The organism is Natrinema sp. DC36 (assembly GCF_020405225.1).
GTDB lineage: Archaea > Halobacteriota > Halobacteria > Halobacteriales > Natrialbaceae > Natrinema.
The window spans coordinates 2,497,349-2,523,909 of sequence record NZ_CP084472.1; the positions used below are offsets into that span (position 1 = coordinate 2,497,349).

General features: G+C 65.0%; 24 protein-coding genes and 1 pseudogene. 15 read left to right on the plus strand and 10 right to left on the minus strand.

The window, feature by feature from the left end; translation table 11 throughout:
* The first annotated feature begins 100 nt into the window (after window positions 1-100).
* Window positions 101-1,009 (plus strand): serine/threonine-protein kinase RIO2, encoded by a 909-nt coding sequence (locus tag LDH74_RS13010; RefSeq protein ID WP_226039146.1) that lies wholly within the window; start codon window positions 101-103, stop codon window positions 1,007-1,009.
* A gap of 344 nt (window positions 1,010-1,353) precedes the next feature.
* Here the strand turns inward: LDH74_RS13010 and LDH74_RS13015 are convergent, their stop codons facing one another.
* Window positions 1,354-2,085 carry a hypothetical protein gene (locus LDH74_RS13015; RefSeq protein WP_226039147.1) on the minus strand — a complete coding sequence of 244 codons (732 nt, stop codon included), beginning with the start codon at window positions 2,083-2,085 and terminating at the stop codon, window positions 1,354-1,356.
* Window positions 2,086-2,354: 269 nt separating this feature from the next.
* Between LDH74_RS13015 and LDH74_RS13020 the strand changes: the two genes are divergently transcribed.
* From LDH74_RS13020 to LDH74_RS13040, 4 genes are all read left to right on the plus strand, one after another.
* On the plus strand, window positions 2,355-2,885 hold the full coding sequence (locus LDH74_RS13020; protein WP_226039148.1) for a hypothetical protein: 531 nt from the start codon (window positions 2,355-2,357) through the stop codon (window positions 2,883-2,885).
* Between the two features lie 219 nt (window positions 2,886-3,104).
* Window positions 3,105-3,695, plus strand: coding sequence for a 50S ribosomal protein L15e (locus tag LDH74_RS13025; protein WP_226039149.1), 591 nt, complete (start codon window positions 3,105-3,107; stop codon window positions 3,693-3,695).
* Window positions 3,696-3,863: 168 nt separating this feature from the next.
* Complete coding sequence (gene pdhA, locus LDH74_RS26660) at window positions 3,864-6,020, plus strand: pyruvate dehydrogenase (acetyl-transferring) E1 component subunit alpha (RefSeq protein ID WP_345778527.1); 2,157 nt, start codon at window positions 3,864-3,866, stop codon at window positions 6,018-6,020.
* A 68-nt stretch (window positions 6,021-6,088) separates the two neighbouring features.
* Window positions 6,089-6,523 (plus strand): universal stress protein, encoded by a 435-nt coding sequence (locus LDH74_RS13040; protein WP_226039150.1) that lies wholly within the window; start codon window positions 6,089-6,091, stop codon window positions 6,521-6,523.
* 118 nt (window positions 6,524-6,641) lie between these two features.
* Here LDH74_RS13040 and glmS read toward each other — a convergent pair whose 3' ends face one another.
* From glmS to LDH74_RS13060, 4 genes are all read right to left on the minus strand, one after another.
* Window positions 6,642-7,088, minus strand: coding sequence for a methylaspartate mutase subunit S (gene glmS / locus LDH74_RS13045; RefSeq protein ID WP_226039151.1), 447 nt, complete (start codon window positions 7,086-7,088; stop codon window positions 6,642-6,644).
* Between the two features lie 312 nt (window positions 7,089-7,400).
* Window positions 7,401-8,111, minus strand: coding sequence for a phosphoribosyltransferase family protein (locus LDH74_RS13050; protein ID WP_226039152.1), 711 nt, complete (start codon window positions 8,109-8,111; stop codon window positions 7,401-7,403).
* Between the two features lie 192 nt (window positions 8,112-8,303).
* The gene (gene thrS, locus LDH74_RS13055; protein ID WP_226039153.1) at window positions 8,304-10,244 is read right to left on the minus strand and encodes a threonine--tRNA ligase; all 1,941 of its coding nucleotides are present in this window, start codon (window positions 10,242-10,244) and stop codon (window positions 8,304-8,306) included.
* A gap of 323 nt (window positions 10,245-10,567) precedes the next feature.
* Window positions 10,568-10,960: a hypothetical protein gene (locus LDH74_RS13060; RefSeq protein ID WP_226039154.1), complete on the minus strand. Its 393-nt coding sequence runs from the start codon at window positions 10,958-10,960 to the stop codon at window positions 10,568-10,570.
* 236 nt (window positions 10,961-11,196) lie between these two features.
* On the opposite strand from LDH74_RS13060, the gene LDH74_RS13065 reads away from it, so the two are divergent.
* Window positions 11,197-11,907, plus strand: a complete 711-nt coding sequence (locus tag LDH74_RS13065; protein ID WP_226039155.1) for an HAD-IIIA family hydrolase — start codon at window positions 11,197-11,199, stop codon at window positions 11,905-11,907.
* Entirely contained in the window at window positions 11,904-12,545 is a 642-nt protein-coding gene (locus LDH74_RS13070) for a class II aldolase/adducin family protein (protein WP_226039156.1), read from the plus strand. The genes LDH74_RS13065 and LDH74_RS13070 overlap by 4 nt, the downstream gene beginning before the upstream one ends.
* 35 nt (window positions 12,546-12,580) lie before the next feature.
* On the opposite strand, the gene pyrE is transcribed toward LDH74_RS13070, so the two are convergent.
* A complete protein-coding gene (gene pyrE / locus LDH74_RS13075) occupies window positions 12,581-13,108 on the minus strand; it encodes an orotate phosphoribosyltransferase (RefSeq protein ID WP_226039157.1) in 528 nt (175 codons plus the stop codon).
* A 117-nt stretch (window positions 13,109-13,225) separates the two neighbouring features.
* Here pyrE and LDH74_RS13080 point away from each other — a divergent pair, with 117 nt between their 5' ends.
* Entirely contained in the window at window positions 13,226-14,185 is a 960-nt protein-coding gene (locus LDH74_RS13080) for an alpha/beta hydrolase (RefSeq protein ID WP_226039158.1), read from the plus strand.
* A 30-nt stretch (window positions 14,186-14,215) separates the two neighbouring features.
* Here the strand turns inward: LDH74_RS13080 and LDH74_RS13085 are convergent, their stop codons facing one another.
* A complete protein-coding gene (locus LDH74_RS13085) occupies window positions 14,216-14,761 on the minus strand; it encodes a CDP-2,3-bis-(O-geranylgeranyl)-sn-glycerol synthase (protein ID WP_226039159.1) in 546 nt (181 codons plus the stop codon).
* A gap of 211 nt (window positions 14,762-14,972) precedes the next feature.
* Between LDH74_RS13085 and LDH74_RS13090 the strand changes: the two genes are divergently transcribed.
* Window positions 14,973-16,154: a M24 family metallopeptidase gene (locus LDH74_RS13090; protein ID WP_226039160.1), complete on the plus strand. Its 1,182-nt coding sequence runs from the start codon at window positions 14,973-14,975 to the stop codon at window positions 16,152-16,154.
* A 61-nt stretch (window positions 16,155-16,215) separates the two neighbouring features.
* Complete coding sequence (gdhB, locus tag LDH74_RS13095) at window positions 16,216-17,523, plus strand: glutamate dehydrogenase GdhB (RefSeq protein WP_226039161.1); 1,308 nt, start codon at window positions 16,216-16,218, stop codon at window positions 17,521-17,523.
* Between the two features lie 32 nt (window positions 17,524-17,555).
* On the opposite strand, the gene LDH74_RS13100 is transcribed toward gdhB, so the two are convergent.
* Complete coding sequence (locus LDH74_RS13100) at window positions 17,556-17,984, minus strand: hypothetical protein (RefSeq protein WP_226039162.1); 429 nt, start codon at window positions 17,982-17,984, stop codon at window positions 17,556-17,558.
* Window positions 17,985-18,093: 109 nt separating this feature from the next.
* Between LDH74_RS13100 and LDH74_RS13105 the strand changes: the two are divergent.
* Both LDH74_RS13105 and LDH74_RS13110 read left to right on the plus strand, forming a co-directional pair.
* Window positions 18,094-18,292 (plus strand): annotated as a pseudogene (locus LDH74_RS13105) (IS6 family transposase); the annotation flags it as partial.
* A gap of 52 nt (window positions 18,293-18,344) precedes the next feature.
* Window positions 18,345-19,013, plus strand: coding sequence for a DUF502 domain-containing protein (locus tag LDH74_RS13110; protein ID WP_226039163.1), 669 nt, complete (start codon window positions 18,345-18,347; stop codon window positions 19,011-19,013).
* A gap of 57 nt (window positions 19,014-19,070) precedes the next feature.
* Here the strand turns inward: LDH74_RS13110 and LDH74_RS13115 are convergent, their stop codons facing one another.
* Together LDH74_RS13115 and LDH74_RS13120 are read right to left on the minus strand one after the other, a co-directional pair.
* The gene (locus tag LDH74_RS13115) at window positions 19,071-22,247 is read right to left on the minus strand and encodes an FAD-binding and (Fe-S)-binding domain-containing protein (RefSeq protein WP_226039164.1); all 3,177 of its coding nucleotides are present in this window, start codon (window positions 22,245-22,247) and stop codon (window positions 19,071-19,073) included.
* 5 nt (window positions 22,248-22,252) lie between these two features.
* Window positions 22,253-23,242, minus strand: coding sequence for a D-2-hydroxyacid dehydrogenase (locus tag LDH74_RS13120; RefSeq protein WP_226039165.1), 990 nt, complete (start codon window positions 23,240-23,242; stop codon window positions 22,253-22,255).
* A 112-nt stretch (window positions 23,243-23,354) separates the two neighbouring features.
* Between LDH74_RS13120 and LDH74_RS13125 the strand changes: the two genes are divergently transcribed.
* The 3 genes from LDH74_RS13125 to LDH74_RS13135 all read left to right on the plus strand — a co-directional run bounded on the left by LDH74_RS13125 (window position 23,355) and on the right by LDH74_RS13135 (window position 26,333).
* A complete protein-coding gene (locus LDH74_RS13125; RefSeq protein WP_226039166.1) occupies window positions 23,355-24,719 on the plus strand; it encodes an amidohydrolase in 1,365 nt (454 codons plus the stop codon).
* Complete coding sequence (gene ilvA, locus LDH74_RS13130; RefSeq protein WP_226039167.1) at window positions 24,716-25,966, plus strand: threonine ammonia-lyase; 1,251 nt, start codon at window positions 24,716-24,718, stop codon at window positions 25,964-25,966. Before LDH74_RS13125 ends, ilvA begins: the two co-directional genes overlap by 4 nt.
* Before the next feature lie 85 nt (window positions 25,967-26,051).
* Complete coding sequence (locus tag LDH74_RS13135; protein ID WP_226039168.1) at window positions 26,052-26,333, plus strand: hypothetical protein; 282 nt, start codon at window positions 26,052-26,054, stop codon at window positions 26,331-26,333.
* Window positions 26,334-26,561: the final 228 nt, after the last annotated feature.

Below are 26,561 nucleotides of genomic sequence, written 5' to 3' on the forward strand. Positions count from 1 at the left end.
TCGCCGATCGATCCCAGGGACGAGCGCCGATCCCGCTGATCGGCCCCGAGTACGAGCGCTCGTCACGCCGTTTTTACGTACACGCCGGCTATCGGCTCGTATGGTGCGCAACGTCGCCGGGTTGCTCCCGGAACTCGAGGCGGAGGACTTCTATCTCCTCTCGGGGGTCGAACAGGGGATGCGGTTCTCCGAGTGGGTCCAGCGGGAGAAGCTCCCGAAGTTCTCCGATCTGAGCGAGGAGGAGGTCGACTATCGGCTCGGGCGCTGTCTCGAGCGCGGACTGGTCGAGAAGAAAACGATCCAGTACGAGGGCTACACCCTCCAGTTCGAAGGCTACGATACCCTGGCCCTGCGGGCGCTCGTCGAACAGGATACCATTTCCGAGTTCGGCTCGCCGCTGGGCGTCGGCAAGGAGAGCGACGTCTACGAGGTCAAGTCGTACAAGCCGCTGGCGCTGAAGTATCACCGCGAGGGCTATACGAACTTTCGGAAGGTCCACAAGGAGCGCGATTACACGTCCGAGAACGACCACGTCTCCTGGATGTACACCGCCCGAAAGGCTGCCGAGCGCGAACACGGCATCCTCGAGGAACTCTATCCCGACGTCGCGGTGCCACAGCCGATCGGCCAGAACCGCCACGCCATCGTGATGGAGAAGATGGACGGCGTCGAACTCTCCCAGACCCGACTCGAGGACGAGCAAGTCCTGGGCGTCCTCGATCTCCTGCTCTCGGAGGTCTCGCGCGCGTACGCGAAGGGGTACGTCCACGCCGACATGAGCGAGTACAACGTCTTCGTCAACGAGGAGGGCGTGAAAGTCTTCGACTGGCCCCAGGCCGTCCCGACGGACCACGAGAACGCCGACGAATTCCTCCGACGCGATCTGACGAACATCGTCGGCTACTTCCGGCGCAAGTACCCCCAGCACGTCCCCGACGGACTCGCGAGCGACGAACTCGCCGAGGCGATCGCCGATGACTCGTTCGAGACGGTCGCCGAATTCGTCTGAGACCCTGATTTTCTGCAAGTGGCGGTTCGAGCTGATTCTTCCCGATACCGGAGCCGTACGTCTCGGCTCCGTTACAGGGTTCGAAGTCGGGTATCGGACGGATACCCCCGGAAACGACAGTGAGCGGACGATCGGCGTGAAAAACGCTTTCCTCCCCAATCAGTACACGGCTCGCCCACCCAACGGCTTCGAGCAGCGTTCTCGAGATCGATCGCGCAGCGGGTCAATCGATGGAATACGGCCCTCCGTTCGGCCCAATGAATTTCATACCGCTATATGAAATTCGGGAACGCGTGATACCCGCCCGTTCGAGTAGCGGCCGTTCGAAACGCTCGAGTGCCGTCTCAGGCGGCCATTCCGGCGGATCCCGGTCGTGGCTCCGGATCAGCGGGATGCTCGAGGCCGCGAAGCTGGTCGTATGCGCGGGCGGTGGTCGCGATGGTGTACACCGTGACGACCGCAGCGACGAGCTGCGTGAGGACGAGCCCGGCGCCGTCGCCGAGCAGGAGCGACGGAATCGCGACGGTCGCGTTAACGGCGAGGCCAAGGACGACGACAGCGATTCCGAGGCCGAACAGGCGGAGGCGACTTCCCCGGGTCAGCGTCCAACTGCTGCGGAACGCCCGGACGAAGTTCTGATCCTCGATCGCGACGAACGCGCTCCAGTAGTAGAGGCTGACGAGCACGAACAGTCCCGGCACGAGCAGGAAGATACTGCCGACGGCGACGAGCACCACGAAGACGATGGTGCCGACGAAGGCGTTGAGCGTGGCAGTGGCGATCTTCCGGCGGCGGAACTCGCGGGGAATCGTCTCGGTTTCGTCGGACGCAAACGTCCGGAGCGCGACGATGGCCGCGGCGATCGTTCCGAGCCCGATTAGGAGCGAGAGCACTCCGGTGGCGAGTCCGACCAGTCCCGTAGCGGGCGTTGCACCGGTGGCAGTTCCGATTTCCACCGGGGCGACGAGTGCGTTCAACAGTGCGAGAACGGCGAATACGGCGACGAAGACGAGTCCGTTCCGCTCGGTAGTGCGGGAGAACCCGTCGGTCATCGCGTCGATGATGCGAAAGACCATGTGAGAAACACGCGCCCAACCCGTATATAGTAGCTACTACACAAATCCTGAATAACGACTTCTCAACCGCTGTATCGCCCCAAAGCAAGATCTCGGGAGCAGTACTATCGGATCGGTTTCGAGTGGTTATCCGTGGCACTATCGGATGAGAGACGCCCCAATTACGCGTTCGTCCGCAACGGCAGCTTCAGGGACACTCACCGTTTCCAGTGTGTCTCGAAAACCGACGAATGGAGACCTTGATCAGGATCAGATCCGTATCTCGACATATGAGTGGTACTAACAAGCACGATACCGACAGCATCGGAATCTGGGGCGGTGGCGTCACGGGTGGCCTCATCGCCGGTATCGCCATGGGACTGGTCCTTCACCTGGGTGGGAACCAGATCGAACTACTCGGCGGACTCGCGACGGAGCCCAGCACGGCGATCGGCATCGGCTGGACGATTCACCTGATGATTAGCATCATCTTCGGGCTTCTGTTCGCCGCTATCGCCTCGCGGTCGTTCGTCCGGGAGCAGATCGGCTCGTTTGGCGATTACGTCATCATGGGACTCGTCTTCGGTTCCGTTATCGGGCTCTTCGCCGGCGGCGTCGTGTTTCCGCTGGCGATGGAACGGGCTGGCGTTGCGGCATTGCCGCTGCCGTTCCTCCCCGTCTCGGGAGCCACGGCGGAACTCGTCAGCGCGCTCGTGTTCGGCCTCGGCCACCTCGTCTACGGGCTAGTCCTGGGAGCCGTCTTCGCGACGGTCAACGGAATTACGCCCGGCGGCGTGCACGAGCGCGTCCCGGTGCGGTAACCCGTTGATGCGATAGGCGGCGTTCACTCGTCTCGCTGGAATCGTTCCGCATCGGAGTTCGAAGCCCTTATACTCGAGAGTTGGGTAGGTTCGGTAGACTCGCTGGTTCGCGCGGGCATCAGCGGGCACCTGTACGACATCACGTCACAGGTCGGGATGTGATCCGCGGGGCTCGGCCCCGGTCGGGATTGAACCACGCAACGCCCGCGGGTGAATACAATGGCAAAAAGCTTCTATTCCCACATCAAGGACGCATGGAAGGACCCCGACGACGGCAAGCTCGGGGAGCTACAGTGGCAGCGCAAACAGGAGTGGCGCGATCAGGGCGCGATCGAGCGAATCGATCGCCCGACGCGACTCGACAAGGCGCGCGAACTCGGCTACAAGGCGAAACAGGGCATCATCGTGACCCGGGTCTCGGTCCGCAAAGGGACCGCCCGGAAACAGCGACACAAGGCCGGTCGGCGCTCCAAGCGCCAGGGTGTCAACCGCATCGGGCGGCGCAAGAACATCCAGCGCATCGGCGAGGAACGCGTCTCCCGGAAGTACCCCAACCTGCGCGTGCTCAACAGCTACTGGGTCGGGGAAGACGGCAGCCAGAAGTGGTTCGAGATGATCCTCGTAGATCCGAACCACCCCGCGATCGAGAACGACGACGATCTCAACTGGATCTGCGACGACGACCACACGAACCGCGCGTTCCGCGGACTCACCAACGCCGGCAAGTCGAACCGCGGCCTCAACAACCGCGGTAAAGGTGCAGAGAAGGTCCGTCCGTCCAACAACGGCGGTCAAGGCCGCGCGAAGTAACGCGGATAGTCACCACAGCCGATTTCACGTCGATTTTTCTGCGACTCGAGTCGAGAGCGACCGTGCGGACCGTGCAGTCGCCTATCCGACGACTCCCACAGCAGCGCCGAGCGCCGGCCACGCGATGGCCGAGACGGGCACTAAGTAGCCAACCGTCGTACCGGAGATATGCCGCGCTCTCAGGTCGCCGCGTTCTCGATCGATCGCGTCGAGATACTCGATCAGGAGGGTCGGGTCGACGAGTCCCTCGAGCCCGAAATCGACGACGAGCGACTGCTCGAGTGGTACCGGACGATGAAGCGATCGCGGCGACTCGACCGGCGGGTGATCGCTCTCCAGCGACGAGGTGAGCTAGGGACGTTCGCGCCCGCGACGGGGCAGGAGGCCGCCCAAGTCGGGAGCACCGCGGCGCTCGACGAGACCGACTGGACGGTACCCGCGTTCCGCGAACATCCGTCGGCGCTGGCCCGCGGCGGGTCGGCACAGGAAATCATCGAGTACGCGATGGGACTCGAGGAGGGCGGAGCACCGCCCGAGGGCGTGCCGATGATGCCGCCGTCGATCGCCGTGGGGACCCAGCCGCTTCACGCCGCCGGAATCGGCTGGGCGGAGTCGATGAACGATACGGAGTCGGTCGCGCTCACCTACTTCGGGGACGGTGCGACCAGCGAGGGCGAGGTGTACGAGGCGATGAATCTGGCCGGCGTCTACGAGGCCCAGACCGTCTTCTTCTGCCAGAACAACCAGTACGCGATCTCGACGCCGCTGTCGAAACAGACGCGGGCCGCGACCCTCGCCCAGAAAGCCGTCGCCGCGGGGATCGAACCGGTTCAGGTCGACGGCAACGATATTCTGGGCGTCTACGCGGTTACGAAAGCGGCCATCGAGCGCGCTCGGCGCGGCGTGCCGACGCTGATCGAGGCGACGACCTACCGGCGGGAGATGCACACGACGGCGGACGATCCTTCCGTCTACCGGACGACCGAGGAAGAAGAAGAGTGGGAACCGCTGGATCCGATCCTGCGGTTCGAACGCTACCTCCGAGACCGCGGAATTCTCGACGACGAGACCATCGAATCGATCGAGTCCGAGATCGAAACCGATCTCGAGGAGTCACTCGAGGCGGCCCGGGAGACGGAAGCGACCGCCGAACAGGTGGACATGTTCGATTACGCGTACGCGGAACGACCACCGTATCTCGAGCGCCAGCGCGAGGCGTTCGTCGCGGACGACGGGCACACGGTCGCGCCAGCCGAGGGGGGCCAGCGAGGTGACGGTGGGTCATCGACGTCGGACACGGGTATCGGTGAGGGGAGCGGCGCCAGCGAGACGGCAGAAGCCACCGAGGCTGCCCTCGAGGACGCCGACCGACTGAACATGGTCGAAGCCATCCGGGGGACGCTACGCGCCGAACTCGAGCGCGACGACGACGTGCTCGTCTACGGCCAGGACGTCGGCGTCGACGGCGGCGTCTTCCGGGCGACGCAGGGCCTCCTCGACGCCTTCCCCGGTCGGGTTCACGACGCGCCGGTGGCCGAGGCGGGCATCGTCGGCCTCGGCGTCGGCCTCGCGGCGGCGGGCTACCGGCCGGTCGCCGAGATCCAGTTCGCCGGGTTCAGCTTCCAGGCGTTCGCCCAGATTCACCAGCACCTCTCGCGAATTCGCCACCGTTCGCGCGGGAAAATCACCTGTCCGATGGTCGTCCGCGCGCCGTACGGCCTCGGCGTCTCGGCCCTCGAGCACCACTCCGAGAGCTACGAGGCGGGCTACGCCCACATCCCGGGGCTGAAAGTCGCGATCCCCTCGAGCGCACGGGACGCGGCCGGACTGCTGCGCTCGGCCATTCGAAGTCCCGATCCGGTGCTCTTCTTCGAACCCATGCCGCTGTACCGGGCGGCCCGGCGACCGGTCCCCGACGAAACCGTCGTCCCGCTCGGCGAGGCGCGCGTGGTCGAGGAGGGAACTGACGCCACGGTTATCGCGTGGGGCGCGATGGTCCGGGAGGTCGAGGACGCGGTCGCGGGTCTCGAGGCCGATATCGAGGTGATCGACCTGCGGACGATCAGTCCGATGGACACCGAAACGGTCCTCGAGTCCGTCCGCAAGACCGGTCGCTGCGTCGTCGTCCACGAGGCCCCGCGGACGGGCGGGTTCGCCGGCGAGATCGCGGCTCGAATTTCGGACGAGGCCGTCTGGTCGCTCGAGGCACCCATCGAGCGGGTGACGGGCTACGACGTGCCGATTCCGCTTCCAGCCCGCGAGGACGCGTATCGGCCGGGCTCCGAGCGGATTCGGGCGGCAATCGAACGAGTACTCGCTCCGTAGAAGTATCCGATTCCCAACTCGCCGGGTCCAGAGGTGGACTTATTCCGTCGGCACGCGAACGATCTCGTATGGCACGACACGTTCTCGTGGCGGTCGACGACTCGAACCAGTCTACCGAGGCACTCGAGTTCGCCTGCACGGAGTATCCGGAGGCGACGATCACCGCACTCTACGTCCTCGATCCGGGCGACTTCTACGCGGTCAGCGGCATCGAAGGGACCGCGATGGCGAACTACGACGAGGTACAGGGCCACCACGAGGAGCGAGCCGAGAATATCCTCGAGACGGCGCGCGAACAGGCGGCCGAACACGGCGTCGAACTCGAGACGGAACACGTCCTCGGGAGCGTCTCACGATCGATCGTGGATTACGCCGCCGAACACGATATCGACCACATCGTCGTCGGCAGCCACGGCCGGACTGGCGCGAGTCGAATCCTTCTCGGCAGCGTCGCGGAGACGGTCGCCCGCCGGTCGCCGGTGCCGGTGACGATCGTTCGGTGATCGTTCGTCGCCGTCGGAGTCCCTGTTGCAGACGTCGACAGCGACTACGCAGAGTAACGAACAGCGACTACTGATCGAGCAGTGTGACGCGAAACGGAATGACAAGAAACGGTACTGATTAGACCGAGACGGTCTGGCCTTCCCGTTCGGACTCGGCCGAACGGATGTCAAGGTCGGCTTTTAGGGCCTCGATGGCCTCCTCGGGGTCGGTCTCGGAGTCGAAGACCCGATCGAAACCCATCTTTCGGAAGAACGACCGCGTCTCGTCGAAGTCGTCCTGTCCGACGGCGAGGTTGCCGCCGATGTAGGTCGTGACGTCGATGTCGGATTCGGCGATTCGCTGGTGGAAGCCCTCGCAGTCCTGTTTGGCGTGGCCGTAGAGCGACGAGACGAGTACAGCCTCGGCGTCGTTGGCGGACGCGGCTTCGACGAACTCCTCCTGGGAGCTTTGCACGCCCAGGTTGACGACGTCGAATCCGGCTGCCTCCAGCGCCTGTTCCAGGATGGTAATCCCGACGACGTGTGCGTCGGACCCGATCACGCCGAGGATGACTGTCTTCGTCATGTGCGTACCTCCACTAACTGGCGACACCACCATAAACCTAATGATTAATAATGTGCCAACCGTTCACACGGTTCCCCTCGGGCGATTACTCGGCAGCTGTTGGCGAACCAATCGCTCGACGAATCGTCCGTTCGATCTTGAGGACGATCGCCGTTCGGTCGTCACGTCGAGGATCGAAACTCGAGTCACTCGGGCACCCTGTCAGACGGATTGCCGGACCGGGTTCCTGGTACAACTGCGGCCGTCCGACTGCGACCATCCGACTCGCGGCCGTCCGACGACTGGGCCGAACACGACGGACAGCAGTCCGTATCAGACGGTAACGAGCGAGCCGATCGGGGCGTCGGTGCGTTCGCGGGCGCGCCGAATGCCGTCCTCGCCGGCCGCGATGAGCGCGAAGACGCCGGCGACCTCGGCCTCGGCGGTGTGGGCAATGTCCAACAGGAGTTCCTGGGTCTCGCCCGAGCGAATGAGGTCGTCGACGACCAGTACCGATTCGCCCGGATCGATCGCGGAGGCGGGCAGATAGTAGGTGAGTTCGATTCCGGACTGGAGTCGCTGGCGGGCCTCGATGAACTCCTCGACGGCGGTCTCCTTTTGCTTTTTCGCGTAGGCACAGCGGACGCCGTAGTAGCTCGCGAGCGCCGCCGCGAGCGTGATTCCGTCGGTCGCGGCGGTGAGGACGACGTCGGGTCGCTCGAAGTCGAAGCCGTTGGCCACGACCGGCGCGGCCAGATCGAGGAAGGGCTGATCGAAGACGGTTGCCGAATTGTCCACGTACCCCTCGTCGTCGACGCGGATGCGCGCGTCGAGCTCCTCGGCTAATGCCTCCCGGCCGAGCTCGTCGACGACCTCGCGCGCGCGATCGGCACCGGGAAGGACGTGCCCGTTGACGTATCGGTTGAGATCGCCCGCCGGCAGCCCCGTCGTCTCGGCGAGTTCATCGTACGTTCTCGTCTCCTTCAACATCCGCAGTACGTCGACGGCCCGCAGCTGGAGGGCTGCCTTCTCGGCTCTGTTCATACGGATATGCACGATTCCGCAACTATGGGTATTACGATCGGGTTCTGCTCGTGAAATCAGCACGAATGTGGCACGCACTCGAGCGGGCAGTGTCTCACTCGAGTGAGTCCGAGCGAGCGACCGATACCCAAACTGAGCGGCCACTATGGCAGCACGATAGCAGAGAAATGTCGAACCGCTCGGTAGCGGTCGTTACCGCAGGAAGTCCGGTTCCGTCCGCTGCTCTTCGCGCTCGGCCTCGAGATGGCTCCGGAACGCCTCGATTTCGACGTCGTACTCCTGGTCCTCGAAGCGGTCCCGGACCGAAATACTGCCGTCGTCTTCCTCGTTGTCGCCAACGATGATCTGGTAGGGGACCCGATCGTCGTGTGCCGCGCGGATCTTCCGCTCCAGGGTGCTATCGCGGCCGTCGACCTCGACGCGGAAGTCGTCGAACTCGTTGGCGACGCGGTGGGCGTAGCCGAGGTTGTCGTCGGAGATGGGCAGCACGCGGACCTGTTCGGGCGCGAGCCAGAGCGGGAACCGACCCTCGTAGTGCTCGATGAGCATCATGAAGAACCGCTCGTAGCTGCCGTAGAGCGCGCGGTGGATCATGACCGGGCGGTGTTCCTCGTTGTCCTCGCCGACGTAGTTCAGGTCGAAGCGCTCGGGCATGTTGAAGTCCAACTGGACCGTCGGACCGTCCCACGAGCGGCCGATGGCGTCCTCGAACGCGAAGTCGATCTTCGGCCCGTAGAACGCGCCGTCGCCCTCCTCGACCTCGTACTCGTGGCCGTGTGAGTCGAGCACGCTCTCGAGTTGCTCCTCTGCGCGGTCCCAGATCTCGTCGCTCCCGACCGACTTCTCGGGGCGGGTGGCGAGGGCCATCTCGTACTCGAGGTCGAACGTGTCCAACACGTCCGTGATCATGTCCATGATCTGCTCGACCTCCGATTTGATCTGCTCGGGGCGGACGAAGAGGTGGCCGTCGTCGATCGTGAAGGCCCAGACCCGCGAGAGTCCGGAGAGTTCGCCGCGCTGCTCTTTGCGGTAGACCTTGCCGTTCTCCGCGTAGCGGATCGGCAGGTCGCGGTAGCTCCAGGAGTGATCCTGGAAGATAGCCGCGTGGCCGGGACAGTTCATCGGTTTCAGGCCGAACTCGTCGTCGCCGACGTCGAAGATGAACATGTCGTCCTGATAGTTCTCGTAGTGACCCGAGCGGTGCCAGAGATCCGTCTTGAAGACGTGGGGGGTTTCGACGTAGTCGTAGCCCGCGTCTTCGTTGAGATCCTCGACGAATCCCTCGAGTTCCTTGAGCACGGTCTTTCCGGCGGGGTGATAGAGCGGCAGCCCCGGCCCCGTCACGTCCTGGATCGAGAAGAGATCCATCTCGTTGCCGATTCGGCGGTGATCGCGTTTCTCGGCTTCTTGCTTGCGATTGAGGAACTCCTCGAGATCGCTCTCGTCCTCGAAGGCGGTGCCGTAGATGCGCGTCTGCATCGTGTTCTCCTCGTCGCCGCGCCAGTAGGCACCCGCGATCTCGAGCAGTTCGACGGCACCTATCTCGCCCGTCGACTCGACGTGCGGGCCGGCACAGAGGTCCTCCCACTCGCCCTGCCTGTAGAACGTGACCGTGTCTCCCTCCTCGGCGAACTCCGCGAGGAGTTCGAGTTTATAGGGCTCGTCGGCCAGTCGCTCCTCGGCCTCGTCGATCGAAACGACCTCGCGCTCGATCTCGTAGTCCTCGGCGATGATCTCTTCCATCTCGTCCTCGAGGGCCGCGAGGTCTTCCTCGTCGATATCGAGGTTGTCGAAGTCGTAGTAGAAGCCCTCGTCCGTCGGCGGGCCGATGGCGAGGTCGACATCGTCGTAGTGCCGTTCGACGGCCTGTGCGAGACAGTGCGAGGCGGAGTGGCGCATGACCTGCAGGTACTCCTCGGACTGGTTCGTGACGATCTCGAGTTCCGCGCCGTCGTAGACCGGCTGTTCCTTGGCGACGAGTTCGCCGTCGAGTTTGCCGGCGATCGTGTCGCTGCCGAGACCGGGGCCGATCTCGTAGGCGCAGTCCTCGACCGTGGCGTCTTCGGCGACCTCGAGCTCCGATCCGTCGGGTAGTACGACCGCTATCTGCCGCTGTGAATCTGATTCTGACATGACTGTGGAAGTGGTGAAAATCCCGGTGGCGTGTCCGCGCCGCGTCCCGCACACTGGTCGACTGTGGCCGACGCAATACGCGGTAGGTGGGAATTAGAAACGGGCAAACGCCCCTGTAAAGCGGACACCTACCATCGTGGCTACGGCTACTCTCGAACGGAATAAAAGCGTTGTGATGGGGCTTGGACGGCGATGTGGTTGCCGTCGCTCGAATGGGAGTCGACGGGGAACTATCGCACTCGACCGGAGACTGTCAGTACGCGATCGAATTCCAACGCAGGCGAAGCGGGCGAGCGAACGAGAACGCAACTCCGAGTGTGCGGTCACCGGTCGTCGACGGAGAGACGTACCGGGTTCCGTTCCGGTATCGGACGCTCGTTCCGATGCTCGTCTATCAGTTCGAGAAACGGTCTCATGTCCTCGAATCGCTGGCCTCGCGTGACGATGTGTTCGTCCCGATCCCACTCGATAAAGCCGTACGAAGCCAGTTTCGGCAGGTGAACGTGGTGCTTCCGGAGCAGTTCCACGTCCGCGTCCGAGTTCTCGCCGGATCCGGAGAGATACGTGCGGAGCAATCCCCCGTCTGCTTCGGCGATTTGTCGAGAAATGCCAGTCAGTTTGGAGATGCGGAGCCGATCTCGGCCCAGTAACTCGACTAATAGCTCACGCCGGCGAACGTCCGCCAACGCCTCGAATATCTCGTCATCGTCGATCATCAAGTATCCCCTCGAGTTCCGTTTAGAGTCGGCATCATCTTAAAAACGTGATGTTTTCACGAACCCCCGTCGTTTTGATTAACAGAGTAACAGAGCCGGGCGATCAGTTCCCGCCGAACTTGCCAGTCCGGACGTCTGCCGATCCGATTCGTCCGTGGAATCGCCTTCGCGTCCCTTCATCGCCGCGTCGCTCTCGGGACCGGTACTCGTTTTTCCCGTCCCCTCGATAGGCCGGTATGAGCGTCAACGCCGTTCTCTTCGACTTCGACGACACGTTCTATCCCTACTCGCCGTGTAACGAGGCGGGAAAGGACGCCGCTCGAGCGACTGCGCGGGACCTCGGCTACGACTTCGACCGCGAGTCGTTCGAGGAGTTCTACCAGGCGGGACGCCGTGCAACGAAGCGCGAACTCCCCGGGACGGCGGCCTCCCACGAGCGCTTCCTCTACTTCAAACGCGCCCTCGAGCGCCGCGTCGGTCGCCCGAAACCGGCGGACGCGCTCGCGCTCGGTGAGGCCTACTGGGAGGCGTATATCGACGAAATGGCGCTCTATCCCGATGTCGAGCGAACCCTCGAGACGCTTCGCGAAAACGGGATCGACGTCGCCATCGTCACGAATCTCACGACGCGCATCCAACTCGAGAAACTCGCCGCACTGGGACTCGAGTCCCACATCGACCTGCTTCTCACCTCCGAAGAGACCGGCCGGGAGAAGCCGGGCTCTGTCATGTTCACGCTGCCCCTGTCGCGACTCGACCGGCGGCCGTCGGAGGCGGTGATGGTGGGTGACGACATCGAGTCTGACATCGCGGGCGGGAACGCCGTCGGGCTGGAGACGGTGCTGTTCGACCCCGACGGCGAACGCGACGGCGAGGCGCTCGAGGGGAATCGCCGGCCGGACCACAGGATAGATTCGTTCGCGGCGCTAACGGCGGTGGTACTGTGATGCTCGAGTCCCAGCGACGAGCGGTGGTCGAGCACGCGCCGGCACTCGCCGCGCTGACGCCCGGCCGGACGGGGAATCTGAGCGTCCGCGACGGTGCCGGCGGCGACGCATTCGCGGTCACGCCCACCGGCGTCCCCTACGACAGTTTCGACGTCGATGACGTCCCGGTCGTCGGCGTCGACGGCGATCGGCGCGGCGGCGAGATGGCCCCGAGCAGCGAGGTCCCGATGCACGCCGCGATCTACCGGCGCGAAGACGTCGGCGCGATCGTCCACACCCACTCGCCGTGGTCGACCGCGATGGCCGTCGCACACGAGCCGCTGCCGCCGATTCACTACATGATCGTCGCGGTCGGGAAGCGCGTCCCGGTCGCCGAGTACGCGCCGTACGGGACCGACGAGCTGGCCGAACACATCGTCCGCGCGATGGACGAAGCAGACGCGACGGCGACGTTCATCGAAAACCACGGGCTCGTGGTTACTGCGTCAGATATCGAAACCGCCCTCGAGAACACCCACCACGTCGAGAGCCTCGCTCGACTGTACCTCGAGACCCGCGCGGCCGGGCTCGAGCCCCAGACGCTGTCGGACGAGCAGTTGGAAACGGTGCTCGAGCAGTTCGAATCCTACGGGCAGTGAACCGCCGTTCCGCTCGCTACCGGGACGCCGGTCGGTCAGTCGCGATCGGCGAGTAACTCGCTCGCAGTCACCAGCGCTTCCATCTCCACACCGGCGTCCTCGATGTTCTCGCGGCCGCCCTCCTCGCGATCGACGACAACTAGCGCGCGCTCGACGGTCGCACCGGCGTCCCGAAGCGCTTCGACGGCCTCGACGACGCTCGTTCCCGTGGTCACGATGTCCTCGACGATAACGACCTCCTCGCCGTCCTCGAGTCGCCCCTCGATCAGGTTGCCGGTGCCGTACTCCTTGCGCTGCTTTCGCGCGATGACGTAGGGGACGCCGGCCGCGACGCTCGTTGCGGCGGCGAGGGGGACGCCGCCCAGCGCGACGCCGCCGAGTTTGTCGTCGGCCGACACTCGGTCCGCGAAGGCCTCGGCGACTAACTCGAGGCAGTCCGGGTCGGTCTCGAAGAGGTACTTGTCGACGTAGTACTCGCTGGTGCCGCCGTGGGAGAGTTCGAACTCGCCGAACTGGACGGCGTCTGCCGCGCGAAGGGCGTCGATGAGGTCCTGATTCGTCATTGCTCGAGAGAGCGCGCCGAACCGAAATAAGCGGTGTGGAACGGGACGCTGGGAGGGAACGAGCGGAGAATGCCAGTACGTATACATTTTTATAGCTGCTAGCGCGTGTGTTCCCTGATGACACCAGCCAGTGCAGCCGAGCCGCATCCGGACGTGCAAGCGTTTCTCGAACTCTACGAATCGCTCGACACTCCGGAGTTCAGCGAAATCACGCCCGAGGAGGCTCGACGGATGTTCGAGGAGATGCGCGTCGTCGAGGAGCCCGACATCGAACTCGCGTCCGTCGAGGACCACACCATCGACGGGCCACACGGCGACCTCGCGGTGCGGAGCTACGACCCCGGAACCGAAGGGGAGGACCGGCCGCTGCTCCTGTATTTCCACGGGGGTGGGTGGGTCGTCGGCAGCATCGACACTCACGACGGCGTCTGTCGGAAGTTGGCCGACGACACCGGTTATCCCGTCGTCAGCGTCGACTACGGGCTCGCGCCGGATCACCCCTTCCCCGAGGGGTTACAGGACTGTTATGCCGCGCTCGAGTGGGCGACCGCGGAAGCCGACGAACTGAACGCCGACCCGGAGAAGATCGTCGTCGGTGGCGACAGCGCCGGCGGCGGCCTCGCGGCGGGACTGTCGCTGCTCGCTCGAGATCGGGGCGGCCCCGAGATCGCGTATCAGCTGTTGCTCTACCCCAGTGTCGGCGACGCGACCGTCACCGAGGCCTACGAGGAGAACAAGGAGGGTTACTTCCTCACGGAAGACGACATGGAGTGGTTCCGTGGCCACCTCTACGAGACCAATATCGACCTCGGAAACGTCTACGCACTGCCGCTGCGCGCGAACGACCTCTCGAAACTCCCGCCGGCGACAATCATCACCGCCGGCTTCGATCCGCTGCGCGACATCGGTGCGAAGTACGCCGACCGACTCGCGGACGCCGGCGTCCCCGTCGAGTACCACAACTACGACGACATGATCCACGGCTTCTTCAGCATGATCTCGGATCCGATCGATCTGGAACGGGCACACGAGGCCCACGCCGCCGCAGTTGCGGACATGGAAGCGACGCTCGAGTAGCAAGCAGTCAACCGCCCGCTTTCCAGACGACTACCACGGCTCGTTTTTCAGCCCGAGCTCGTACGCGATCATATTCGTCGTCACGTGGAGGATCGGCGTGAGGACGACGACGACGAGGATGACCTCGAGCGAAAACCACTCGCTGAACCACTCGAAATCGAGCAGGGCGACCAGCGGGAGGGAGACGACGACGAAGTCCAACTGGTCGAGGCCGGGGAACATCGCGCCGCGCTGGCGGCCGCTTCGGCGTTTGAGGAACGACGCGAGGATGTCGCCGAGCATGGCACCGCCGGCGAGGCCGAGCGCCGCGAGCGGCGTGAACTCGGGGAGTGCGAAGCCGAGCGCGTCGTTGACGGCCGGCTCGACGAGGGTGAGCACGGCCGCGAGCGCGAGGCCCGCGGCGATTCCCATCGCCGTCCCGCGCCAGGTCTTTCCGTCGCCCAGTACGCGCTTGTCGCCCCACGTTCGGCCGCCGTCGATCGGCCGACCGCCGCCGGCCAGCACCGCGGCGTTGTTGGGGACGTAGGCGGGCAACATCGCCCAGAACGCGATCGCGATAGTCTCGAGGATTGCCATATCCGCCGGGACGAACCGACGTGTCTTAACGGGCGGTGGTTCGCCGGGAGCGGAGTGGGCGTGTGCGAACCGACTGTTTCTCACCCGCTCTCGAGTCGCTGTCCGATGCTCTCGACGGCACAGCCCGAAGTTGTAAACAGTATCTGTATTCTATATACACGAAAAACTTTTAGCGCTCCTGATCGATGCTGCTCGTAGAAGCCCTGTTATCATGCCACGAGAGCATATTTTCGACGAGGCCGAGTACGAGCGGCGGGTCGCTCGGACCAAAGAGCGATTGCGCGAGGAGGACCTCGACGCGATCGTCGTCGCCGATCCGGCGAACATGAACTACCTGACGGGGTACGACGGCTGGTCGTTCTACGTCCATCAGGCCGTCGTGGTCACCCCTGATCGCGACGAACCCGTCTGGATCGGCCGCGACATGGACGGGGGCGGCGCGCGGGCGACGACCCACCTCGGCGACGACAGTATCCGCGCCTACAGCGACGACCACGTCCACTCCCCCCACGACCTCCACCCGATGGACTACGTCGCCGGCGTCCTCGAGGAACTCGAGGTCGCGGACGGCCGGATCGGCCTCGAGATGGACGCCGCCTACTTCACCGCCAAATCGTACACGCGCCTGCAGGAGAACCTACCCGAAGCGGAGTTCGAGGACGCAACCTTGCTAGTCGGTTGGGTCCGGATCAAAAAGTCCGAACAGGAACTCGAGTACATGCGCGAAGCCGCCCGGATTTCTGAAAACGCCATGCAGGCGGGCCTGGAGACGATCGCGGAGGGCGTGCCGGAGTACGAGGCCGCGGCAGCGATCTACGAGCAACTGATCACCGGGACCGAGGAGTACGGCGGCGACTACCCCTCGATCGTCCCGCTGATGCCCTCGGGCGATCACACCGGGACGCCCCACCTGACCTGGACCGACCGCGAGTTCGAGGACGGCGATCCGGTCATCATCGAACTCTCGGGCTGTCGTCACCGGTATCACTCGCCGCTGGCCCGGACGACGTTCGTCGGCGACCCGCCCGACGAACTCCAGGAGACCGCCGATATCGTCGTCGAGGGGCTCGAGGCCGCGCTCGACGCCGCCGAACCCGGCGTCACCTGCGAGTCGGTCGAGAAGGCGTGGCGCGACACCATCGCGCAGTACGGCCTCGAGAAGGAGGACCGCATCGGCTACTCGATGGGGCTGGGCTACCCGCCGGACTGGGGCGAGCACACCGCGAGCATCCGACCGGGCGACGAGACTATCCTCGAGGAGGACATGACGTTCCACATGATCCCCGGGATCTGGACCGACGAGATCGGCATGGAGATCAGCGAGACGTTTCACGTTACCAGCGACGGCGCGGAGACGCTGGCGGACTTCCCGCGACGACTGTTCACGACCTGACGCTGCCCGCCATCGAACACGCGATCACCGAACGCCGCCGACCATCACAATCGCTTAACTCATGAGCACGACACCATCCGCGGACGAGACTGTATCGGACGACGACCTGGACTCGGCGCTGATCACCGCCCGCAGGCAACTCGAGCGAGCCGCGACCCACGTCGACGTCGACCCCGGCGTCGTCGAACGGCTGAAGCACCCGACGCGTGTTCAGCAGGTTTCGGTTCCCCTCGAGCGCGAGGACGGCGATGTCGAGGTCTTCACCGGCTATCGGGCCCAGCACGACGACGTTCGCGGGCCCTACAAGGGCGGCCTGCGCTATCACCCCGAGGTGAGTGCCGAAGAATGTACCGGGCTCTCGATGTGGATGACCTGGAAGTGCGCGGTGATGGACCTCCCCTTCGGCGGCGGAAAGGGCGGCATCGCCGTCGACCCGAAATCGTTGACCGACGACGAGACGGAACGGCTCACCCGCCGGTTCGCCGAGGAACTGCGCGACGCCGTCGGGCCGACGAAAGACGTCCCCGCGCCGGACATGGGCACCGACGCCCAGACGATGGCCTGGTTCATGGACGCCTACTCGATGCAACAGGGCGAGACCATCCCCGGCGTCGTCACCGGCAAGCCGCCGGTCATCGGCGGCTCCTACGGCCGCGAGGAGGCCCCCGGCCGCTCGACGGCGATCGCCGCGCGAGAAGCGATTCGGTACTACGATCGCGAGATTTCGGACACGACAGTCGCCGTCCAGGGCTTCGGCAGCGTCGGTGCCAACGCCGCCCGGTTGCTCGAGGACTGGGGCGCGACCGTCGTCGCCGTGAGCGACGTCAACGGCGCGATCTACGATCCAGAGGGGATCGACGTCGATGCGATCCCATCGCACGACGAGGAGCCGGAAGCGGTCACCAGCTTCGCGAACGAACTCGACGACGACGACAGCGTCCGTCGGCTCTCGAACGCCGAACTCCTCGAGTTAGACGCCGATGTCCTGATTCCGGCGGCCGTCGGCAACGTCATCACCGCGGACAACGCCGACGCCATCGCGGCCGACATCGTCGTCGAGGGCGCGAACGGTCCGACGACGTTCGCCGCGGACACCATCCTCGAGGAGCGAGACGTCCCGGTGATTCCGGACATCCTGGCGAACGCAGGTGGGGTGACGGTGAGCTACTTCGAGTGGCTGCAAGATATCAACCGCCGCCAGTGGTCGCTCGAGCGGGTCAACGAGGAACTCGAGGAACACATGCTCGATGCGTGGGGCGACGTCCGCGCCGAGGTCGACGCCGAGGGACTGACGTGGCGCGACGCCGCCTACGTGGTGGCGCTGTCACGGATCGCAGAGGCGAAGGAGACGCGCGGGCTCTGGCCGTAGCGCACGGGTCGGCCGTCACGATCCACGCTCGCTCATTCGTTTGCGAATGCACACCCTCCATCGTATGTCGGAACGTCATCACAGTTCTCTCTGATGAATACGTCCAGCGTATCCCCGAGATCGCCGTAACTCACCCTCACTGTTACACAGTCGACAGTACCGTCTATCGCATCAGCAACGGATCGTTCAACCCACTCACTTTCGTCGATTCTTGAACGAATACGATACGTTCCCTCTGTGTCACCCCACGTACACTCTAAAGCCTCTCCAAAAAGCATGTCGTCTTCTTTGCCTCGAATTCCGTGCGAGGATTCATGAACAGTAGAACCGCCACGTTCCACTTGTACCTCGAACCGGTGAGGCTCAGTATCGTAGTTACTTACGCCTATCCAGCCGATCCTCGTTGAACTGTCAATTATATCGGCGACAGATTCTACGCAACCGGCGCTACCGGCGGCCACACCGACTCCAATAGACGCAAGAATGGATCGACGCTGCATGCTGAACGTGTTCCGACCTCAAGAACATATTTATTTCGTTTAAACTATCTGAAAAAAATACTACCGAGGTGAGAAATACAACCTCGCCGAAACAGAGTTTGTCGTCGATGCTGGCGGCTAGCTGACTGCCCTTACACGTCACGAATTGAGCGGTCACCGCAACTACAGCGAGCGAAACACGTCGAAAAGTGGTTTCAGACTGTTTCAATGCGGATCGACCGAATCAAGCGCTGAATGGCCGAAGACTAGCTGAGGAGGTGCTGAACTAGACGGTGCCAGCGAAAGGAAGGTATCATGTCCCAGCAGACACACGCTACGAGCATGAGGTCGTGGAAGCGTGTCTTCGCGAGCGGGCTGATCATCATCGGCCCCATACTCGTCACGCTGTACGTCGTCTATCGGGTCTACGCGATCATCGCCGGACTCACACCGACGATCGTGTACGACGGCGAATTGCTCCGCGGCCTGATCGGCCACGAGCCGACTCGAGCGTTCGTGGCCTACGTCCTCCGAATCGTCGTTCCGCTCGGAGTGTTCGTCCTGGTGGCGATCGTTGTCGGCTCGTTCACCCGAACGACGATCGGCGGCGTCTTCTCGCGGAGCGTCGACGGCGTCGTCAACCGCGTTCCGGGGCTTCGCGTCCTCTACAACGCGTCGAAGGTCGCCGCCGAGACCACGTTCGGCGAGGAACAGGCGCTGCAGGAATCGGTCAGCGTCGAGGGCTGGGACGGCACCCAGATGCCGGCGTTCAAGACCGGACACACCACGAGTGACGGACGGATCGTCCTCTTCATTCCGACGGCGCCGAACATCTCGTCGGGGTTCACGGTCGAGGCCGACCCCGACCGCGTCACCGAAACCGACGAGTCCGTCGAAGAGACGCTCGCACGGGTCTTGAGCGGCGGGTTCGGAGAGTCAAAACATCCGGGAAAGGAGCGGCCGCGGGCACCGGTCGACACGACCGATGAGGGGTCGACGGACGACGAGTGACCGCAGGTCCGATAGACGGACGAAGAACGACTGCGACTGCTCGAGGGTGACGGCGCGTTACCGCGAGAGCCCGGCCGCGACGGTCTCGATCGGATGGGGCGGATCGTCACAGTTCTCATACCCCGAAAGCTGCGTCCGGCAGGACGCGCCCGGCGCGACGACGGTCTCGCCCTCGCTGTCGTCGACCTGATCGAAGAGGATTGCTCCGATCGATCGGCTCAGGGAGTAATGTTCTACCTCGTAGCCGAAGGAGCCGGCCATCCCGCAGCAGCCCGAATCGAGCGCGTCGACCTCGTAGCCGACCGTTCGCAGGACCGCGGCCGCGTGACCGTCCTTCTTCGTCGCTTTCTGGTGGCAGTGGCCGTGGTAGGTCAGCCGCTCGTCGAGTTCGGCGGTCGGCAGCCCGGCCGCCAGGTCGAACCGATCGAGATACTCCATGACGCCGTAGGTGTTCGCCGCGACCCGCTCGGCGTCGCGTCCCGAGAGCAAATCGAGGTAGTCCGACTGGAGCATGACGGCGTCCGAGGGCTCGACCAAGACGACATCCCAGCCGTCCTCGACTCGCGGAGCCAGCGTCTCGACGTTGGTTCGGGCGCGCTCGCGCGAGACGTCGAGAAACCCTTTCGAGTGGGCCGGCCGGCCGGTCGAGGTGACGCCGTCGGGGATTTCGACGTGGACCCCCGCCGTCTCGAGCACCTGGACGGCCGCCTTCCCCGCCCGCGGGTGATTGTAGTTCGTGTACGTGTCCGGGAAGAGGAGGACTTTCCGGGAGGCGTCCTCGAGCGGGATTCGAGAGCCACCTCGCTTCTCGAACCAGTCTTCGAAACTCTCGCTCTCGAACGTCGGGAGGTCGCGTTCACGTGCAATGCCGACCGTTTTCTCGGCGATCGTGCCCGCACCGGGAAGCGACGCAGCCCAGTTCGAGAGCGGCGCGAGCGCGGAGCCGGCGGCGTTCAGCCGGTCGACGTTCGCGAACAGCTTGTCGCGGAGGCTCGAGCCGTTTTCCCGATGGTTCGCGTGCTCGACCTCGGCTTTGAGTTTGGCCATGTCGACCTCGCTCGGGCAGTCCCGCGCACAGCCCTTGCAGCCGATACAGAGGTCCATCACTTCGGCCAGGAACTCCGGATCGGTCGAATCGGCGTCGAGTTCGCCGTTCATCGCCCCGCGGAGCATGTTCGCGCGCCCGCGGGTGCTCAGACTCTCCTCCTCGGCCGCGCGGTAGGTCGGACACATCACACCGCCGGTCGTCTCCTGGGACCCACGGCAGCCGCCACAGCCGTGGCAGAGTTCGACCATCCCCTGGAAGCCGTTGTCGTTCTCCCACTCGAGGACGGGCTCGAAGCCCGCGTCGAACTCGTACTCCGGCGAGAACCGCAGGTGCTCGGTCATGTCGTGGTCGCCGCAGACGGTGCCCGGATTCAGGAGCCAGTCGGGGTCGAACGCGGTCTTCACGTCGCGGAAGAGCGACCAGACGTCCTCGCCGTAGAGTTTGCGGTTCCACTGGGTTCGGGCCCGGCCGTCGCCGTGCTCGCCCGAGACGGAGCCGCCGTACTCGACGACGAGATCGGTCACGGCGTCGGAAATCGCCTCGAACTGGTTCAACCCCGCCGGGCTCTTGGTGTCGACCAGCGGCCGCATGTGCATGCAGCCCGGCCCCGCGTGGGCGTAGAAGCTCGCGAACGTGTCCTGTTCCTCGAGTACGTCCTGGAAGTCGGCGACGTAGTCCGCGAGGTTCTCGGTCGGGACGGCCGTATCCTCGATGAAGGAGATGTGCTTGGCGTCGGACGTTCGAGAGAGTAGGATGGGTGCCGCGCTCTTGCGGAGCTTCCAGAGTTCCGCGCGGTCGTCGGGCGCGTATGCCTCGAGAGCATCGAACGCGCGAACGGGGTCCGAATCGGTAGTTGACTCAGTTGCAGTCGCGCCGCCGTCGGATTCCGGCGCGCTCGAATCGGGCAGTCGATCCGCGAGCATCGCCTCCACTTTCTCGCGAGCGCCGGCCTCGCTCTCGGCGTAGAACTCCACGAGCAGCGCCGTCTCGGTTCCCTCGAGGAGGTTCGCCGCGACATCGGCGAACTCCTCGGTATTGCGGGCGAGCTCGAGCAACACGTCGTCGATCGCCTCGATCGCTGCGGGGTCGTGGTTTCGGACGATGGTGTCGACGTCGGCCATCGCCTCGAGCAGGTCCTCGTATGTCAACAGGACGACGCCCGTCGTCTCGGGGACCGGCTCGAGCGAGACGGTCGCCTCCGTGACCACGCCGAGCGTTCCCTCGCTCCCGGCGAAGACGCGGGCGAGGTTGACGGTCGCGTTCGGGTCGGGCTCGTCGCCGATTTCGACCGTCTCGTCGGTGTTCTCGTCGAACGCCTCGGGCTCGCCGTATGCTTCCGCGACCAGCCGATCGAGGTTATAGCCGGAGACGTTCCGTTTGAGTTGCGGGAAGACCTCGCTGATCGCGTCGGCCTCCTCGTCGACAACCCGCAGGAGGATGTCGTATATTCGCTCGAGCGGGTCGCCGTCCGGATCGGCTTTCTCGCGGAGTTGGGCCACCGTCACCTCGCCGAAGCGCTCGATGGACCCGTCCGCGAGGACGATTTCTACCTCCTCGACGTAGGCGTCGGTCTTCCCGTACTGCAGCGAGTGCGCGCCGGTGGAGTTGTTCCCGATCGCGCCGCCGATCGTGCTCCGGTTCCCGGCCGCGGGATCGGGCGCGAACTTCAGGTCGTGTGGCGCGAGTTCGTCGTTGAGATCGGCGAGAACGGTCCCCGCCTGGACCGTCGCTCGCCGCTCGTCGGGCGCGACCTCGCACAGTCCGTCCATGTGCGTCGTGAGGTCGAGGACGACGGCCTCGTTGACCGCCTGGCCGGCGAGGCTGGTGCCGCCGCCGCGCGGGAGGACCGGGATCCCCTCGTCGGCGCAGTAGTCGACGACCGCGGCGATGTCGTCGGTCGAGCGCGGGAGCACGACGCCCACGGGCGTTACCTCGTAGGCGCTCGCGTCGGTCGCGTAGAGTCGCCGGCTGTACTCGTCGAAGCGGACCTCGCCGTCGACGCGCTCGTCGAGCGCGGAGACGAGTTCGGGGCGGTCGATGCCACCGCCGACGTAGTCGTAGTCTGCGCGCGGATCCGCCGCAGGATCGCCCGCTCGCGGATCCGACGGCGGCCCGAGGTGGGTTTCGTTCGGTGTCGCGGTCTGATCGCTGTGGTCCGTCGTGGGTTCGGGATCGTCAGTGGCCATCGGTGTTAGTTCGCGTTCGGTCGAGCGACGGCGTTCTCGAGGTCGCCGCCGTCCCCGCGGTCGTTTCGATCCTCGAGCACCGTCACATTGTGCGCGACGATGTCGGCCAGTCGGTCCCAGTGTTTCGGCGTGTGACCGCCCGTGTGGGGCGTAATGAGACAGTTCTCGAGGTCCCAGAGCGGGTGATCGGCGGGGAGCGGTTCGGGGTCGGTCACGTCGAGTGCGGCCCCGCGGATCCCCTCGAACTGCAGCGCCGAGACGAGCGCGTCGGTGTCGATAATCCCGCCGCGAGCGGCGTTGACGACGACCGCGTTCGGCGGGAGCGTGGCGAGTTCGTCTTCGCCCACCAGCCCGCGGGTCAGGTCGTTGAGCGGGCACGCGAGGACGACGTAGTCGCTCCGGGAGAACGCCTCGTGGATATCGTCCTCGTCGAAGCCCAGCACCTCGTCGGTCGGGCCGCCCTTCGAGGGCGTGTAGCGGACGCCGATCGTCTCGACCTCGAACCCCTCGAGGCGCTGGACGATCGCCTGACCGATCGAGCCGAGACCGACGATCGTGACGGTACTGTCGGTGAACTCGTGGGACTGGAAGTGGCGCCACTCGTCGTTCGCCTTCCGTCGCCACCCCTCGTGGAGCCGGCGGGCGAAGACGAGCATGTTGCCGATCGACTGCTCGGCGATGCCGGGCGCGTGGATGCCGCCCGCGTTGGTGACGGTGACGCCGTGGTCGGCCAGGGCGTCCATCGGCACGTGGTCGGTGCCGGCGAAGGTACACGCGAACAGCTCGAGCCGGTCGGCGCGCTCGAGGAGGTTCTCCTCGATCGTGATACCGGTCACGACCCGCGCCTGCGGAACGAGTTCGCGTTCTTCCGTCGGCGTTCGCGCCAGCGCGACGGTGTGATCGGGCAACCGTTCGCGCAATGTTTCGGCGTACGACTCCATCGACAGCCCTTCCGTCCCCTCTCGGAGAACGACGATGTCTGGATCCGTGCTCATGGAGAGTTCCGTGTTGGCCTACCATTGTCACGCGCTCTCTTATCCTTTTTGTGTAGCCGTCGTAAACACTGATTGTGTATAACTAAGTCCCTGGGGCGCGTCAGTACCCCGCATGACCGAGCCGATACGGGACCGTCTCGTCAGCCTCCGGCGCAGCTTCCACCGCCACCCCGAGCCAGCGTGGCGCGAATTCCTTACCACGGCCCGACTCGTCGAGGAGATCAGGGCCATCGGCGTCGACGAACTGGCCGTCGGCCCCGACGCCTACGATCCCGCCGATCGGATGGCCGTCACGGACGACGACCTCGAGCCCTGGGTCGAACGCGCCCGCGAGCGCGGCGCGGACGACGACCTCCTCGAGCGGATGACCGGCGGCAACACGGGCGCAGTCGCGGTGCTCGAGCGCGGCGAGGGGCCCGCGATCGGACTGCGCGTCGACATCGACGGACTGTTCATCGAGGAGTCGACCGACGAGGACCACGAGCCGGTCGACGAGGGCTTTCGCTCCGAGATCGACGGGACGATGCACGCCTGCGGCCACGACGCCCACATGACCTGGGGACTGGCTGTCCTCGAGCGAATCGCCGAAAGCGACTTCTCGGGGCGGCTGGTCGTTTTCTTCCAGCCCGCGGAGGAGACGGGCGGCGGGGGCTGTCCGATGGCGAAAAGCCAGTTCGCCGAGGGGCTGGACTACCTGCTCGCGATCCACGTCGGGCTCGACCATCCCACGGGCGAGATCGTCGCCGGCATCGAGAAGCCCCTCGCGATGTGCCACGTCGACGCGACGATCGAGGGCACCTCGGCGCACGCGGGGAAGGCCCCGCAGGAGGGTGCCAACGCCATGCACGCGATGGGAGCCGCGATCGTGAACGCCTACGGCATCCCGCGCCACAGCGACGGGATGACCCGGGTGAACATCGGCAAGGCCGAGGCGGGGACCGCGAGCAACGTCATCGCCGAGCACGCGTACATGGAAGCCGAAGCCCGCGGCGAGACGACCGCGCTGATGGAGTTCATGGAACGGCGACTCGAGCGCACGATCAAGTCGGCGGCCAAGATGCACGGCTGCCAGGCCGAGGTCGACGTGGTCAGCAAGTCTCCGCGGGCCGACAGCGCCCCCGAACTGCAGGCCCTGGTCAGCGAGGTAGCGAGCGGCGTCGAGGGGATCGACCACGTACTACCGGCCGCCGACTTCGGCGCGAGCGAGGACGCGACCTTCCTGATGGAGCGCGTCCAGGACGAGGGCGGGCTGGCGACCTACATGATCGTCGGCACCGACCACCCGACGAGCCACCACACGCCGACGTTCGACGTGGACGAGGCGAGTTTGCAACACGGCGTCGACGTGCTCGTCGGCACGATCCGGGAACTCGAGCGCCGGCATCCCGTTCCACGCGTCGAGGACGGGGCGACCGTAGAGCACGGGGAAAGCGGGCCGCTCGGGGAGAGCGGAGCGCTCGGTGAGGACGACGGATGAGCAGGAATCGCGACGCTGGGGAGGCGCTCGTTACCCTCGAGGACGTCGAGACCGCTCGAGACCGAATCGACGACGTCGTCCACCGGACGCCGCTGGATACGTCACGGACATTCGCCGAGCTGAGCGGTGCCGACTCGATCGGGCTCAAACTCGAGAACGTTCAGCGAACGGGCTCGTTCAAGATCCGCGGCGCGTACAACACGATGGCCCAGTTGTCCTCCGAAGAGCGCGAGACGGGTGTCATCGCCTCGAGCGCGGGCAATCACGCGCAGGGTGTGGCGCTGGCCGGCAATCTGCTCGACATCGACACGACGATCGTCGTTCCCGAGGTGACGCCGGCCGCGAAGATCGAAGCCACCCGCGGCTACGGGGCCGAGGTCGTCGTCGAGGGCGACATCTACGAGCGCTCCTACGAGTACGCCCTCGAGCGGGCTGGCGAAACCGGTGAGACGTTCGTCCATCCCTTCGACGACACGGACATCGTCGCCGGACAGGGGACGATCGGCCTCGAATTGCTCGAGCAGTACCCCCGGATCGACACCGTCCTCGTTGCGATTGGCGGCGGCGGGCTCATTTCGGGAATCGGGACGGTACTGAAGGCCGCAGAGCGCGATATCCGCGTTATCGGAGTGCAACCGGAGGGCGCAGCGCACGCGAAACCGTCGCTCGAGGCCGGCGAGATCCGCCAGCTCCCGGACGTCGACACCGTCGCGGAGGGGATCGCGGATACGCGACTGCTCGAGACGACGTTCGAAATCACCCGCGAGGTCGTCGACGACGTGGTCAGCGTGAGCGATCGGGAGATCGCCGCCGCGGTGGCACTACTCGCCGAGCGCGCGAAGACGGTCGCCGAGAGCGCCGGCGCCGCCCCGCTGGCCGCCGCGCTGTCGGACGATCTGACTCTCGAGGGCGAACACGTCGGGGTCGTCATCTCTGGCGGAAACGTGAACCTCACCGAGCACGCCGAACTGACCAGAACCGGGCTGCACGAACTCGAGCGCTACGCCGAAGCGAGACTCGCGCTCGCGGGCTGGCCGACGAGCGTCGGTGCGGTAGTCGAGACGGTGGAAACAGAGGGTGCCGAACTGGACGTCCTCGAGCGCGCCCGTCGCACCGCGGTCGACCACCCGAATCGGACGCCCGTGACGATCGGGCTCGAGGGGAGCGGCCCCGGGCATCTCGAAGGGGTGCTCGAGGCGCTGGATGCGCTCGACGGCGTTTCGGTCCTCGAGCGCTCGCTCGACTGACTGGTCCCGATTCTCGGCCGTCTTACGGACGAGCGGGACGGCATATCAGCGAAAACTTTTAGATAGTTATCAGGTAAGTGGGAGTGTGAATCGACCCCTCGTGTATCACGTGTCTCAGATAGTCGTCGGTAGCGGCCTCCTCCTGTTTGCAGTATCGTCGGTTCTGGGTGACGGTTTCGACGACGCGTTCCACGGCCTCCTCGCGGCGATGCTGGGAATCGGCGGGGGCGGAGTCGTTCTCGTGAACTGCTATCAACTGCTCCGCTCCGATGCCGACTCACCCGAACTGACTCCCACGGTATTCCGGCTCTCGGTGGCCGGAGCGGGACTCATGGTACTCGCGGCGATACTGTGGGTCGTGCTCTAAGAACGGGTGAGAAACGGCCTCGGCCACGAGCCGTCCGCGCATGCGTCTGGTCGTCGTTCGGCCGCGCGAATCGGAACGCAGTCCGTTCGCTATACCGTCCGTGGGGAGTCGGATAATCGTCGACAGCACGAGTGGATCAGTATTCGTTTATTAGACTGTTCAGAAGCGATGAGAAAATGCGCTCGAGCCAGCCAGAGAAACGAAAATCGATCAGACAATCGGGTGGCG